Consider the following 15,192-nt stretch of genomic DNA (forward strand, 5'->3'; position numbering starts at 1 on the left):
AGATTTAAGTTAAATTTGAACTAAATGACAAATAGGATTATCCCCGATTGTGCGGGTATACGAAAATTTTTACGGGGATTTAAACAATTTGTTCCTGTTCTTGATTTTTACTGAAATAATGGTATAATTAAAGTGCAAAAAATATCAAAACAGGAGGATATTAAACATGGGAATGAAACTTTTCAAAAAATCGGGCGCAGCGCTCATGTCTGCAGCAATGCTGCTGAACAGTGCGCTCTGCAGCACAGCCTTTGTGACTGCTGCTGATGAGCCCATAAAGTTTGAGTTCGAGGACGCTGAGATAACAGGGACTATCACAGTGGAAAAGGACTCATCTGCCAGCGGCGGCTCTGTCCTCAAAATGACAGAGGACGGAACTATCACCGTAAAGCTCACCGTTGAGGAGGGCGGTCCCTACAAGCTCACATTCTATGCTTTCGGTATAGGTACCGATAAGCAGCAGAATCTTACTGTAAACGGCTCCTCACAGGGCGCTATCGGTATCCCTCAGGGCACTGAGTATCAGCCCGTGGAGCTCACTGCTATCCCTCTCAAAGCAGGCGAGAACACCATTGTTATCGAGAAGTCATGGGGCTGGTCACAGTTCGACTACCTCACAGCCGAGCCTATGTCAGGCGCCAAGATAGAAGCAAAGCAGACAACTCCCTGTGACCAGCTGGCAACAGTTGAGACACAGAGCCTTATGGCTTACCTTGCTGAGAACTACGGCAAGCATATAATCTCAGGTCAGCAGGAGATATACAGCGGCGGTCCTCACGGACTTGAAACAGAGTTCAAGTACCTCAAGGACACTACAGGTCACTATCCTGCTATCCGCGGCTTTGACTACGGCAACTTCTGCTGTCCTCTCTACGGCAGTGACGACGGCTCAACAGACCGCATCATCGACTGGGTAAAGAACAAGGGCGGTATCGCTACCGCTTCCTACCACATCAACGTGCCAAAGGATTTCGCAAGCTATAAGATAGGCACAAAAATGGACTGGGCACAGTCTACATATACCGCTAAGGACACTGATTTTTCACCCTCAAAGGCTGCTACGGCAGGCACAAAGGAAAACGAATACTACCTCTCAACTCTCAAAACTCTCGCCAAGGAGTTCAACAAGCTTGAAGCCGAGGGTATCCCAGTTATCTGGAGACCTCTCCACGAAGCCGAGGGCGGCGGCGGTGAGACAGGCTCATGGTTCTGGTGGGGCAGAGAGGGCTCCGCAGCATATAAGAAGCTTTGGATATACACCTATGAGACTCTTACCAACGAGCTGAACTGCCACAACCTTATCTGGGAGTGGAACAGCTACAACTTCGGTACTTCCAAGGACTGGTACCCGGGCGACGCTTATGTTGACATAATCGGCTACGATAAGTACAGCTGCACCGACTGGACAACAGGCAGCGCAAGATACTACCACAACGACAGCCCGTTCTCGTCCACATTCTACGGTATCATGGAGAAGTACGACAGTGCAAAGATGGTATCAATGGCAGAGAACGACAGCTTCTCGACTCCCGATAAGCTTCAGGAGGAAAAGGCAGGCTGGCTGTACTTCTGTACATGGTATGACGGCGGCTCTGACACTACAGACTTCCTGTCAAATCCCACATTCAACACCAAGGAAGATACTATCGCAATGTATCAGAGCGAGTACTGCATAACTCTTGACGAGCTTCCCAAGGACCTCTACAAGAAGAACGGCGTAACTCCTCCCGATCCTTCAAAGACAACTACCTCCACAACTACAGCGACTACTACAGCAGACCCAAATGCTACCACAACTACAACTGCTTATAAGTTCGCTATCCAGAAGAAGACTGTAACTATCCCCGAGAAGCCAAAGCTTGCAGTTGGCAAGGAGATGCAGATAGACCTTACAGGCGCACCTAATGCTTCTATCGGCGGTGCTGTCGGCTTCGGTACAACAGCTGACGACTGGCAGAACATAGAGTGGAAGGGCAATGCCGACAAGGACGGCAAGCTCACAGTCCATGTTGACCTTAAAGAAATGCCCGATACATTCACAAGCTGTGAGGTCCAGGTATGGTGGTCAAATGTATGGAACGCTGCTACAGAAAAGGCTATCGACCAGCCCTACACCATAGACAGCTGCGAAGTACACTACCTCATGGGCGGCGCACTTGAACCCGTATGGGGCGATGCAAACGATGATAAGACAGTTGACATGAGTGACGTTGTGCTTATCATGCAGGCGCTTGCAAATCCCAACAAGTACGGACTTGAAGGCACAGAAAAGAGCCATATCACAGAGACAGGCTGGAATTTAGGCGACGTAGACCGCTCCAGCGAGGGAATAACAGCAAATGACGCTCTCAGGATACAGGAATATCTCCTCAAGAAGATAGACAGCCTTTATCCGACAGAAAAGTAAATCATAACGAAAAAAGCTGCACATCTGTGCAGCTTTTTTAATGCGTAATTCATAATGCATAATTAATGTGTCTGCATGCGCGGACGATTATTGTAGGGGCGGCGTTTCGCCGCCCGCGGGTCACAGTCCGATTATGTCGAAACTATGTGTAGGGAACGCCGCCCTCGGCGTTCCATTTGTTACGTAACATGTTTTGCGGAACGGCGGGGGCGCCGTTCCCTACAGTTGGTCACTTAAAGTCTATGTGTAATTGGACGGGCGCCGAAACGGCGTCCCTAAAAGAGATACATTAATGCAAATAAAAAGGACGCCCAACGGGCGTCCTTGCTATAATGGTTAAGTGCTTATAAGTCCTCACCCATTCTGGACTTGATATACTCTTCAAGCAGGTCAACTGTTTTGTCAAGTCCAAGACGTGAGCTGTTTATGCTCAGGTCGTAAAGACGTGAGTCGCCCCAGTGACCGTCGCAGTGATAGTTGTGGTAGCGCTTTCTCTTGCGGTCCTTCTTGTCGATGAACGCCTTAGCCTTGTCCTCTGTGAGGTTGTAGACGTTCATGACGCGCTTGATCTTCTCGCTCATATCACCCAGTATGAACAGTGACACAAGGCACTTGAAATCGCGGAGCTTTGTCTCCGAGCAGCGTCCCACTACAACGAAGGACTCGCCGCTGGCTGCCTTTTCTCTGAGGAATGTGAACTGCATTTCGGCGATATTGTCCTCAATGGAGTTGCTGTAGCCGTTTACTCTGCGTGAAAGGAAAGAATTCTTTGGCTTTTCGTTGTACTTCTCGATCTCATCGGGAGTAAGACCTGTTTTGTCTGCGATCTCGGTGATGAGATGGCGGTCGTATATCGGGATATTAAAGCGCTTTGCAAGCTGCTCGGCAATAGCCTTGCCGCCGCTTCCAAACTCACGACCTACTGAAATGATTACCTGTGACATATATATTCCCCCTTATTGAATTATAAATAACGAACAAATAAATAGACTGTTGATATCGCAAGAACTATTACTGTGGCAGGAGCCAGCTTCTTGCAGTATCTGCCCCAGCCGATAGGATAGCCGTTTTTCTGTGCAACGGAGGTTCCCACAACGTTTGCGGAAGCTCCGATAGGAGTAGCGCTGCCGCCGATATCTGTACCCATAGCAAGTCCCCATGCGAGAGTTGAGATCGGTACGCCCGAGGTCTCTGCAAGGCTCTGGATAATAGGTACCATTGTAGCTGCAAATGGGATATTGTCCACGAATGCGCTGGCGATAGCGGATACCCAGAGTATGATAGCCAGCATGAGCATTACGTTGCCGCCGCTGATATCGCCGATGAAGTTGGCGATAAGCTTGAGTATGCCTGTTTCTTCAAGTCCGCTTACCACTACGAACAGACCGATGAAGAAGAGGAGAGTCTTGTAGTCCAACTTTTTGATAAGCTCCATTGCGTGCTTGCCAAAGGCGATAAGGGTAATAGCTGCAATGAAGAGACCGATAGTGGCTACGGTGAGATGTGTTGTAGCGTGAGTAACAAGGAGAAGAACTGCAAGTCCGAAGATGATACTGCTGATGATGAAGTCCTTCTTGTTGGTGATAGCCTCTGAGGGCTTGGGGAACTTGCTCATATCCACCTTTTCCTTGGTGTCTGTGAACTCCTTGCGGAAAGCAAAGTACAGGAACACAACGGAAACTGCCAGTGATATGCCTGCGCAGAGACCCGTGTTTGTGAGGAAGTCGAAGAAGGAGAAGCCCAGCGAAGTACCGATGATGATGTTGGGCGGATCTCCGCACATTGTTGCCGAGCCGCCTAAGTTGGCGCAGAATATCTCCGAGAGTATCATAGGTACGGGATTGAATTTGAGCAGTGAGGATAATTCTATGGTAACTGCTGCAAGGAACATGATAACGGTGATACTGTCAATGAACATTGAGAGAACTGCTGCCATTATCATGAATGTGATGAAGATAGGTATTGTTTTGCATTTTACCAGATAGGCTATCTTCATGCAGAGCCAGCGGAAGAAGCCTGCCTTAGCCATGCCTTCCACCATTACCATCATGCCTGCGATGAAGATGATAGTTGCCCAGTTGATGCCCTTGCTTTCGCTCTCAGTGACCTGATACCAGAAATCCTTGGTAGCGAAGCTCTTTATTGCGAGGGTATCCATTATTGCACTTCCGCTGTGCATACAGATACCGAATACAACGGCAAGGGTGAGGATACCGCTGCCGAGTGTGACGTAGTGCCTCTCTATCTTGTCGAGAACTATCATTATGAACATTCCCACGAAGATAATGACGGCAAAGATCTGTGCTGCTGACATAAAAACCTCCAAATTTGCGGATATTGCACCGCAGAATTAAATCACCTATTAAATAGGTAAAAATACACCATTCCGAATTATAGCACAAATAAGGCTCCAATTCAATACAATTATTGTTTTTTTTAGGCTTAAATGAAATTTTGGGGAAGTTGTTGGAATTTGACGAAAAAAGAGATATTTTTTGGTCAGAGTGTCTTTGCCCGTTTAAAAGATTTTTTTGTGCAGATACTTGCTATTTCCGCAGATATGTGTTATAATAATATATGCAGTCAAAAGGCTATAGAACTTGTAACGGGTTCAAAAGAACTTATAATTGCAGACTGAATGGGAGAGAATGGATAAATGCTCAAGTATATTTTGCTGGTAGGCGGATTTGTGCTTCTTATCAAGGGCGCGGACTTTTTTGTTGACGGAAGCTCGGCTGTTGCCAAGAGGCTGAAGGTGCCTGCTCTTATCATAGGAATGACCATAGTTGCCATGGGTACCAGTCTGCCCGAGACCTCAGTCAGCGTAAGCGCCTCGGTACTGGGCAAGAACGACCTTGCCATAAGCAACGCTGTAGGCTCCAATATATTCAACCTTATGGTGGTATGCGGAGTCTGTGCCCTGCTTTGTCCAATGGCGGTTGGAAAGGACACCATAAAAAAGGACCTGCCCTTTTCTGTTCTGGCGGCAGGAGTTCTCCTCGGACTTGGGGCATTTACGGGCACGGTCATGCGGTGGGGCGGAGCTGTGCTCCTTGCGCTGTTTGTGTTCTTCCTTTACATGATGATAAGCTCAGCAAAAAAAGCCCGCGATAAGGGAGAGCTTACGGAAGAGGACGAATACAAGATAATGCCTGTGTGGAAGTGCCTGCTGTGCATAGTCGGCGGCGGAGCTGCCATAGCTGTGGGCGGCAAAATGGTAGTTGAGGGCGCTTCTGATATCGCACGGGCTTTCGGCATGTCGGACAACCTTATCGGCATGACTATCGTGGCTCTCGGAACCAGCCTCCCCGAGCTTGTTACATCTATCGTTGCAGCTCGCAAGGGCGAGGTTGACATGGCTCTGGGAAACGTAGTCGGCTCAAACATATTCAATATCCTGTTCGTTCTGGGAATAGCGGCGACTATCTCGCCAATTGCCTTTACGGTGCAGAACACCATAGATACGGCAGTCCTCATTGCCATGAGCCTGTTCGTGCTTCTGCTGTGTGCACCTAAAAAGAAGCTTGTACGCTGGCACGGCGGACTTATGCTTGCGATCTATGCAGGCTACACAACATATATATTCATGAGATAAAGGGGGAGATATTATGACCTGTAAACACTGCGGAGCTTCAATATCCGAAAACGAAGAAAAATGCCCGTACTGCGATTCCTACATAGACCACCCTGCAAGAAACAGCAGCTATAATAACGGCTATCCTCAGAACAGGCAGGGCTTTTGCGTACAGGGACCCGATGAGCCTCAGGCGATGTTTATTGTCATATCTCTTATGATACCTCTTTTAGGTATAATACTCGGCGTCATAAACATATCGGGCGGACACCCAAAAAGCGGCAAGCTCTATATTATCCTTGGCGCAGCGTCGATGATATTCCTTTTCGGCTGTACCTTCCTTTTCCCGATGATGTTTGCGTTGATACCCTTTGTCCATATGAAATAAGATCAGCTCCCACGGTCATTCCGCGGGAGCTTTTTTGTCAGAATTCTAATTCATCTGAAATTTCAAGGGTGTCGATAGAGGCTGCGACGATCTTTCTTGCTGAAAGGGCATATACATAGTCGCCTATATATATAGCTCTGTTGAAGAAGCTTCTGTTATAATAGCCTTCATTGAGGTCTACTGTGTTATCGATAATGCCTTTTTCCACAAGCTTTCCGTCCTCAACGCTGAAGAACACATACTGGTATGTTATAGAGTTCTCACAGTCGTAGTAATCCTCGCCGTACTGAGTCTTATCGCGGCTCAGGGGCACTCCTATGAGGTTCTTTTCGGGAGCTATGAGCAGAGCCTTTCTTTCCCATACAGCAACCGAGCTGATATATTCATAGGTCTGACCTGACGGGTCTGACCAGAAGTCATCATCATACTGAGACATATCCCATGTATAGGAGTCTGCCACCTTGAGATCGTTGGGATCGGAGTTATCGAACAGCGTCAGCTTAATGCCTGTTACCCTGCCGTTGTCATCAGCGTTCTCGCCGAAGCCGAGGAGCAGGTTTTCGTTCCATGACTGCATATATGTGCTGAAGCCGTTCAGCTTGAGCTCGTCAAGGACTACAGGATTTGTCGGATCGCTGAGGTCTACTGCGTACAGCGGGTCTGTCTGGCGGAATGTTACGATGTAAGCCATATTTCCGCTGAAGCTTGCGGACTTGACCTCTTCGTCGATGCCGAGACCGTCTATGCTGCCCACCATATTCAGATCCATGTCGAGGACGTAAACTCTGTTGTCTTTCGTTACGGTCTCGTAGGTGTAATAGCCGTTTTCTTCTCCCTTTATCCTGTTCCACAAGCCGTCGATGAAGCCTTCATCGCCTGAGTATTCGTGGAAGATCTCCTTGTACTCGGTGTAGGAGGCAGCCACGCGCAGGTAGCCGTTATACTCGCTCATTGAGAACTGATCGTTTACGTGTCCGTTTATGGTGCAGCCTGCCTGCGGCTCGATATTGCCGCCCTTGACGGAGATACGTGTGATATTTGTGTTGGCCGTTGTGACGTTCCAGTTGTAGGAAGCTATATAGAGATTATCTGCTGAGCAGTAAATGCTTCCCGAATAGCCTGCCATAGTCTTTATATCGCGGACTGCGGGAGCGCCTGTTTTGCTGAGGTCGATGCTGCCCACAACAGTATAGCTGAGCCAGTTCGATGTGTCGAATTCATTGGGGAGGAGTATATCCTCTGCTGCAACAGCGCCGTACTCCTTAGTGAGTCCGAAGCATGGGATATAACGCTCTATATCGTCGCTGCCGTCGAGCTCGTCGAACCCGCAGCTTGAATAGGTCGATGTAAGGAGCATATAGCCCTCGGGAGATATCCTTACGTCGTTATAGTAGCCTGTCTGCTTGTATACATCTATCAGTTCGGGGTCATCACCTGTGGTATAGAATGCGACGAATGTGTAGTCGGTATAATAATCTGTGTATTTGGAATATCTTCCGAGAATGACTATCATATCATTGTAGACATACATATCGCTGACGTTGACATATGAGTCCTCATCGTCCTCTAAAACAGCGTCTGATATATATACAGTGGAGTTACCTGTGAACTTTCCGTCCTTTACATCGGCTGTTTGCAGAACGGGCTTATCGTTCTTGGTCATGCAAACGTAATAGATGCGCTTGCCGTCGGTCTTGACGATATCGGCTTCGAGAACGTCCTGTTCCTGATAGTAGGTCTCGGAGTGCTCGGGATCTTTCTCTGTGGAGGGCGTCTCAGTGGTGGGCTCTGTAGTCGACTCGGTGGAGTCCTCTGTAGAAGCTTCCGTCGTGGGCTCGGTCACAGGCTCGGTATCAGGCTCTGTGGGGAGCTGACCGTCAATAATTGGCACCTCGGGCTCATTGGTATAGGTATCAAGTCCGCCGCCCTTGCCGCTGCCCAGATAGCTTTCGTCAAAGCTTTCGGCAGCAGCGTCACCCATATCGTACTCTTCGATACCCGATACAGTTTCCTCTGTCTTGACAAGATTGCGTTTTTCTTTTTTTATCTCTTCCTTGTATTTGCCTGCGGCTGCCTTGAACATGGTGTATACCTGTTCGTAGTCCTTTGCGCCGCTCATATAGTTTGTCTGCTTGGTTGCTGTGGGCTCTGCGGCAGGAACTGTGTCGGCAGCGGTATTCTCATAAAGAGGTTCCTTATAGCTTGTCGTACTTTTATCAAAATTTCTGTTGTTCATTGTATATGCGGCAGTTCCGCCGATAACAGTACAAGCAGCCGCAGCAGCTGCAACACGTCCTGCCATGGAGATGCCGCTTCTCTTTTTCTTGGGTGCTTCATTATCAAGCATTATTTTTATATTCTCAGGCTTCAGCCTTTCGGGAACGGGCTCTGACTTCATCTGCTCTCTGAGCTTATCATCGTTATTCATGTTGATTCTCCTTTCACGATCATAATTCGGGAGTCAGTTCAAGGCGCAGCTTCTGCTTTATGCGCGTCAGCTTTGAGCGCACCGTACCCGATCTGATACCGCACATCTGCGATATTTCTTCACTGGTATAGCCGCCCAGCACGGACATGGAAAGCAGCAGCCTTGATTCGTCGTCCAGCTTGTCCACAGCGTCGCGGAGCTCCACCGACTCGAAACTGAAGCCCTCCGAAAGGGGAGAGTCATCGCTGAGCTCGTCGGCAGGCTCGAAATACGAGCGCTGTTTACGTTTTATCTTAGCAGCGAGGATAGACATGATCCAGCTTTTGAAGCTTTCGGGACTGCGGAGCTTCTTAATTGAGCAAAAAGCGTCCAGAACAGTATCGCTTACCGCATCGGCAGCGTCATGGGAGCTTCGCAGGCTGTATAGTGCGATATGGTAGAGATCCTCGTATACAGTGGAGTAGAGTCTTGCGAAAGCTTCGGTGTTGCCCTGTCGGGCGAGATCGACGTCATTAGAAAAGTCGTTCATGCGAATCCCTCCTTTGAATTCGAATTCATAACATAAGTGTTGCAGCAGGTGCGATTTGCTGCAAGGGAGCTACAGAATTTACTCTTTGCACAAAAAATACTGTACTCGATTGTACAGTATGACGATATATAAATTTTCAACCCACAAAAATGCGCTTTTGGTGGAAAAAACGCAGAAAACTTCATTGACATTTCTTAATAAATCATGTATAATAATGATTGAATTAGGGAAGTATCACCTTTATTCTCACTTATCGTAGAATTCAGCCTTTAGCCTTTAGCCCTTAGCTATTAGCCAATGTATCGCCTTCGGCGAATAATTTAAATGTTGTGAGCGCAAGCGAACTCTTTCGGCTAACGGCTAATGGCTTTATTACAAAGTTTTTCTTCCTTATTTCAATTAACGGTAATGTTTATGATAAATGTTGCTCCATATCTGAAATTATACATTATTTTGTTATGAAAGTAAAGGAAATACCGCACAAAATCTACCTGTAATATTTGTGCGTCCCTGACAAAAACAAACGGGGTGGGAACATTGGTAAGAAAAAAAAGAATGATCTTCGGTATTGTGGCTGGTGAAGCCAACAGTATCGAACAAAGACAGGTCATCAAGGGAATAGCAAGATTCGATCAGTGTATCGGAGTTGACACTATCGTCTTTTCCAACAATTATAATCCCAACGTCAAGGAAAAAGAGCTTTTCTGCGAAAACAGGATATATGACCTTATCCTTTCCGACGAGATCGACGGTTTGATACTGCTTTCGGAATCCTTTGTAAATGAGGACCTGAAAAAGCTCATTGCAGATCTTATCTCACGCAAGAATATACCTATCGTGGTGGTTGGTACTTATATCCCGGAGCTTGATCTCCCCAACTGTACCTTTATCAATACCAGCGACGAGAACGATCTTGAAGATATTACCGATCATCTTGTGGATAAGCACGGCTTTACGGAAATAGATATCCTCACGGGCTATGACTTCATCAAGGCTTCCAGCCTCCGCGTGAACGGCTACAGGAAGTCCCTTGAAAAGCACGGCATAGAGTTCGACGAGAGCCGTGTCCACTTCGGAAACTACTGGATGAATTCGGGTGAGGAGCTTGCCGAGCGCTATCACAACGGCGAGCTGAAGCTGCCTCAGGCTATCATCTGTGCCAACGACTATATGGCTTACGGACTTATCGACAAGTTCGACGAGCTGGGCATAAAGATACCCGAGGACGTTACGGTGGTGGGCTATGAGTACATAGGCGACCGCTTTATGCATACACCGCTGCTGACCACTTATAAGCGCAACCGCGAGACCATAGGCGAGGACGCTGCCAATATGGTCTACAGCCGCATAAAAAAGAGGGAATTCCTCTTTGCTCCGCCCCAGGGCGAGCTCATATGCGGCAGCAGCTGTACCTGCGGCATCGACCGCAAAATATACACCACAGAGCTGAAAAACGCGAGACAGAAAAGGGAATACGACAACTGGAACCTTTTCAATCCTCTCGACCAGAAGCTGACGGAGTGCCGTACTCTCAACGAGTTCGTGGACATATGCGGTCAGTTCCACTGGCAGGTCCGCGGCATACAGAGCTTTTACCTGTGTCTCTACAAGAACTGGTATGACACCGACGCGGAGCTCAGCGACATACTCTCATGCCAGTGTATGGTGGATTGGGACGACAAGACTCCCTTTGATATGCAGAAGTACAATTTTTCTGCACTTCTTGCTCAGAATTATGAGCCTGCGGTGTATTACTTCAATCCGCTGTTTTTCAATGACCGCCTTTTTGGTCACCTGATACTCAAATTCCATGACCCCGATACCTATGACGATATCTACAGAAACTGGCTGAAATCGGTGTCGAACGGACTTGAGTTCCTGCGAATGAAGAACGATATCCAGTACCTTACACAGTGCCAGAACCTCTCAGACCTGCGCGACACTCTCACAGGAATGTACAACGAGACAGGCATGAGAAAGGCATACCATACCATAGACTTTGACAATCAGGAGCACTGCCTTGTGATGATGCGTATCGGTATCTCCAATGCGGGCTTCTATGAGCTCAGCGGCAAGATACCCGCTATCATGGACGCAGCCGAGGCTGTGAAGCAGTTCTGCGGCAGCAACGATATCTGCGGCAGGGTCAACGATAATACCTTCGCCTGCATAATCAGCGGCGAGAACGATAAGGAGCTCCTTGAAAACAGACTCAACTCCATAATGCTCCAGCACGGCGTGTACATTGATCAGTACGGACTTGATTCGTTTGTATGTGCGGCGGTAAAATGCACCGAGAAGTCCTATACACGCATAACGGGCATATGCTCAGATATACTTGCGGAGCGCCAGCGTGAGAAAATGGAGATGCGTATGCGTCCCCACTACGACGATATGCTCAGCATACGCAGCTATATCTACAGCAACCCACAGGACAGCTTTGAGTCGGAGAAGCTCCAGAAGCTATACCCATACAGTGCAGGACATCTCCGCGAGGTATACAAGAAGTGCTTCGGCGTCAGCATACATAAGGACTGCATAAACGCACGAATGGCAAAGGCTACCTACTGCCTGACGGTGACACCCCTGAGTATGGCTGAGATAGCGGAGCAGTGCGGCTATGTGGACAGCAAGTATTTCCTGCGCCAGTTCCTTGCAACGGTAGGCGTAACACCCAATCAGTACCGCAACATGGCTAAATAAAAGAGAGTAGAAAGTAGAGAGTAGTAGGGGCGCACAGTGTGCGCCCCGCAAATCACGAAAACTTTGTAGGGGACGGCGTCCTCGACGTCCCGAGCCATTAGCCTTTAGCTTGTAGGGGCGGATATTATCCGCCCGTCAAATAAAAACGCTAAAGCCCGAAAGCTTAATGCTTTCGGGCTTTTGGGGTTTCGTATCATTAATATGTGTAGGGGCTGATGTCCACATCAGCCAGTTAAATAGCGCAAATTATTCGGGGCGATGTGGGCATCGCCCCCCTACATAGGTTCATGTTGCTTACTTCGTATTTAGCAGGCGGATAATATCCGCCCCTACTTAGTTCTTAGCTCTTAGCTCTTAGTTCTCTTACTTAGCCTTGCCGAGGAATGCAGCACCGATGATGCCTGCGTCGTTGCCAAGCTTTGCAATAACGATCTCAGTGTTCTTGGGTGAGTTGCGTGTATATACTTCCTTTGCAACAAGCTCCTTCATGGGGAGGAGAAGAGGATCGCCCTCGTTGCATACGCCGCCGCCGATACAGAGGATATCGGGCTGGAAGATATTGATAGTGTTTGTGATACCTGCTGCAAGGTACTTGATGTACTTGTCAACTACAGCCTTTGCGTACTTGTCGCCTGCTCTCATGCAGTCGAATGATGTACGAGCTGTTACCTTGCCCTTTTCCTTTTCGGACTGAGCCATGATGCAGTCAGGGTGCTCTGCGATAGCTTCCTTTGTCATGCGGATAAGACCTGTAGCTGAGGAATAAGCCTCGAAGCAGCCCTTTCTGCCGCATGAGCACTGAGCACCGTCAACCTCGATAACTGTGTGGCCGATCTCAGCACCTGCAAAGTTGGAGCCTGAGTAGATCTTGCCGTCGATGATGATTCCGCCGCCGACGCCTGTACCGAGAGTGATGCATACAGCGTTTGTTGCGCCCTTTGCAGCACCTGCAACGAACTCGCCGTAAGCAGCAGCGTTAGCGTCGTTCTCGATGAATACGGGCTTGTCGATAGTCTCCTGTATGTACTTAACCATGGGAGTGTTCTTGAAGCCCAGATTGTTTGAGTACTCGATGATACCTGTCTCGCTGTTTGCGATACCGGGAGTACCTACGCCTATCCACTCGATCTGGTCGATAGTGAGGTTTGCATTCTTTACAGCCTCAAGAGCCATTCTTGCCATATCGTCTGCGATCTCCTTTTCGGGACGGGGACAGTTGGTCTTTGTGCTTGCCTTTGCGATGATGTTGTATTCCTCGTCAACGACACCTGCAACGATGTTAGTGCCGCCGAGGTCGATTCCTACATAATATTTCATAGTATATCCTCCTTATTTATAGTTGTGACGATGATATCACAATTTCCTTTTATAGCAAATGCGCCTGTTCCTGCTGGAACAAATACGCTTGAGCCCATAGTGAGTGGTAAAGTGTAATTATCGGCGGTAAGCTCGCCGCCGCTTCCGCCTATCATCAGGACGTGTGCAAAGGAGCTCTTGTCTGCGAACAGCTCCAGTTCCTTGATTATTCTGTGGCGGTTGACGTTGAAGTACTCGCAGTCCGCAAGAAGCTGAGTCACAACGCCGTCAAGCTCCAGACCGTATACGGGACTTTTCGGCGGAGCAGGCTTTGTATCCGTAACGTCCAGAGCCTTTTCAATGTGGAGCTGACGGGGCTTGCCGTCAGTACCAAGCCTGCCGTAGTCATATACACGGTAGGTGACATTGGAGCTCTGCTGTATCTCGGCTATGATTATTCCCTTGCCGATAGCGTGGAGCGTTCCGGGCTTTATGAAGAAAACGTCGCCCTGACGGACGGGGACGCGGTTCACCTTGTCCATGAGGGAGTTATCCTCGACAGCTCTGCGGAACTCCTCCTTGGTGAGCTCTTCCCTGAAGCCGTAGATAAGCTCCGAGCCAAGCTCTGCGGAGATAACGTACCACATCTCGGTCTTGCCGCTGTCGTTTTCATGTTTGCGTGCGTAATCGTTGTCGGGGTGTACCTGCACGGACAGGTCCTTTTCTGCGTCGATGAGCTTTACCAGCACGGGGAATCTGTCGCCGCTTTTAAAGCCTGTACCCACAGCCTCGGGGTGCTGACTTATGAAGCCGCTGAGCTTCATGCCGTCGAACTCGCCGCCGCATATTGTACACTCGCCGTCGGGGTGACAGCTCAGCTCCCAGCTCTCGGCGAGGCGTTCATAGTCGCTTTCCTTGCCGAAAAGGGTGCGGAGCTTTGTACCGCCCCATATATAATCCTTGATAGGTGCTTTCAGAAAAAATGGTCTCACGTTGCTGCCTTTCTTGTAGAAACAGCGGTATTATCCGCTTTTTTGGTGCTTTTTGAAAATTCTCTTTCAAAATCCTCTTCCGAGCCGTTGTACACATTCAGGTCGATGTGCTCCTCGTCGCCGTCGTAGCCTGTGAGAGTACCCTTGTCGCTGTACTGCCAGAATTTCCAGTCCATAAGGTCGGGCTCGAAGGTGACGCTTCTTATCCACAGGGGATAGTCGGAGAAGCTGCCCTTTACGTATCGGAAATAGACGGGGAGAGTTGTGTATATTATGGGCTTGACGCCGTAATAGGCTTCAAGTCGGCTGAGAAGCGGTCTCAGTATGCTTTCGGCCTCTGCCTGTGAGGGCTTGTTCTTTCGCTTGTCGCCGTAGTACTCGATGTCCACTACAGGCGGCATATCTATCTCGTCCCTGCTCACGGCAGCAATGAAGTTGTCAGCCTGAGTTTCGCCTGCGCTGTCGAAGCTGAAAAAGTGATACGCCGACACCTTTATGCCCGTGCCTGCGGCTCTGTCAAGGTTGCGCCTTACGGACTCGTCGGTGTGACCGCTGCCCTCGGTAGCCTTTATAAAGGCGAAGGAAACGTTCTGTGCTTCAAGCTCCTGCCAGTTGATGTCGCCCTGATAGTTGGAGACGTCAACTCCGAAAACGGGATATTTATTCCTGTTTACTTCAGCTTTTGAGACAACCATACTGCTCAGCGCTGTAGCTGCAAGGAGTGAAGTTCCCACTATAGAGCACAGGATCTTTCGTTTTAAGGTATTCATACAGTCAGCAGCACCTTTCGGGGCTCAAAATGACTCCGAGAGGGAGTGCCGAGCCAAAAGTCATACTCTATTATAATAAACTAAAATGCGGAAATAGTCAAGAGT

Annotated in this window: 12 protein-coding genes; 5 read left to right on the forward strand and 7 right to left on the reverse strand. The window is 48.7% G+C overall.

The genetic code is table 11. The features are described 5' to 3' along the window. Positions 1-166 precede the first annotated feature (166 nt). Entirely contained in the window at positions 167-2,407 is a 2,241-nt protein-coding gene (locus N774_RS0113445; RefSeq protein WP_024861738.1) for a glycosyl hydrolase, read from the forward strand. Positions 2,408-2,751: 344 nt separating this feature from the next. Here the strand turns inward: N774_RS0113445 and N774_RS0113450 are convergent, their stop codons facing one another. Continuing rightward, positions 2,752-3,351 carry an AAA family ATPase gene (locus tag N774_RS0113450; RefSeq protein ID WP_024861739.1) on the reverse strand — a complete coding sequence of 200 codons (600 nt, stop codon included), beginning with the start codon at positions 3,349-3,351 and terminating at the stop codon, positions 2,752-2,754. Positions 3,352-3,371: 20 nt separating this feature from the next. Next, positions 3,372-4,721: an SLC13 family permease gene (locus N774_RS0113455; protein WP_024861740.1), complete on the reverse strand. Its 1,350-nt coding sequence runs from the start codon at positions 4,719-4,721 to the stop codon at positions 3,372-3,374. A 159-nt stretch (positions 4,722-4,880) separates the two neighbouring features. On the opposite strand from N774_RS0113455, the gene N774_RS19240 reads away from it, so the two are divergent. The 3 genes from N774_RS19240 to N774_RS0113470 are packed head-to-tail and all read left to right on the forward strand — an operon-like array spanning position 4,881 to position 6,369. Next, positions 4,881-5,045, forward strand: coding sequence for a hypothetical protein (locus tag N774_RS19240; RefSeq protein ID WP_155250401.1), 165 nt, complete (start codon positions 4,881-4,883; stop codon positions 5,043-5,045). 18 nt (positions 5,046-5,063) lie between these two features. After that, positions 5,064-6,002 carry a calcium/sodium antiporter gene (locus N774_RS0113465; protein ID WP_024861741.1) on the forward strand — a complete coding sequence of 313 codons (939 nt, stop codon included), beginning with the start codon at positions 5,064-5,066 and terminating at the stop codon, positions 6,000-6,002. 13 nt (positions 6,003-6,015) lie between these two features. After that, complete coding sequence (locus N774_RS0113470; RefSeq protein WP_024861742.1) at positions 6,016-6,369, forward strand: hypothetical protein; 354 nt, start codon at positions 6,016-6,018, stop codon at positions 6,367-6,369. A 37-nt stretch (positions 6,370-6,406) separates the two neighbouring features. On the opposite strand, the gene N774_RS0113475 is transcribed toward N774_RS0113470, so the two are convergent. Together N774_RS0113475 and N774_RS0113480 are read right to left on the reverse strand one after the other, a co-directional pair. Beyond that, complete coding sequence (locus tag N774_RS0113475; RefSeq protein WP_024861743.1) at positions 6,407-8,797, reverse strand: beta-propeller domain-containing protein; 2,391 nt, start codon at positions 8,795-8,797, stop codon at positions 6,407-6,409. A gap of 19 nt (positions 8,798-8,816) precedes the next feature. Continuing rightward, positions 8,817-9,326, reverse strand: coding sequence for an RNA polymerase sigma factor (locus tag N774_RS0113480; protein ID WP_024861744.1), 510 nt, complete (start codon positions 9,324-9,326; stop codon positions 8,817-8,819). Positions 9,327-9,854: 528 nt separating this feature from the next. Between N774_RS0113480 and N774_RS0113485 the strand changes: the two genes are divergently transcribed. After that, positions 9,855-12,029, forward strand: a complete 2,175-nt coding sequence (locus N774_RS0113485; protein WP_242836632.1) for a substrate-binding domain-containing protein — start codon at positions 9,855-9,857, stop codon at positions 12,027-12,029. 363 nt (positions 12,030-12,392) lie between these two features. Here N774_RS0113485 and N774_RS0113490 read toward each other — a convergent pair whose 3' ends face one another. From N774_RS0113490 to N774_RS0113500, 3 genes are read right to left on the reverse strand one after another with little or no spacing between them, the layout of a single operon-like run. Beyond that, complete coding sequence (locus N774_RS0113490; RefSeq protein ID WP_024861746.1) at positions 12,393-13,346, reverse strand: ROK family protein; 954 nt, start codon at positions 13,344-13,346, stop codon at positions 12,393-12,395. Next, positions 13,343-14,317 carry a type I phosphomannose isomerase catalytic subunit gene (locus N774_RS0113495; protein ID WP_024861747.1) on the reverse strand — a complete coding sequence of 325 codons (975 nt, stop codon included), beginning with the start codon at positions 14,315-14,317 and terminating at the stop codon, positions 13,343-13,345. Before N774_RS0113495 ends, N774_RS0113490 begins: the two co-directional genes overlap by 4 nt. Next, positions 14,314-15,087, reverse strand: a complete 774-nt coding sequence (locus N774_RS0113500) for a GH25 family lysozyme (RefSeq protein WP_024861748.1) — start codon at positions 15,085-15,087, stop codon at positions 14,314-14,316. The genes N774_RS0113495 and N774_RS0113500 overlap by 4 nt, the downstream gene beginning before the upstream one ends. Positions 15,088-15,192 lie beyond the last annotated feature (105 nt).

Origin of the sequence: Ruminococcus flavefaciens AE3010 (assembly GCF_000526795.1) — a bacterium.
GTDB lineage: Bacteria > Bacillota > Clostridia > Oscillospirales > Ruminococcaceae > Ruminococcus > Ruminococcus flavefaciens_D.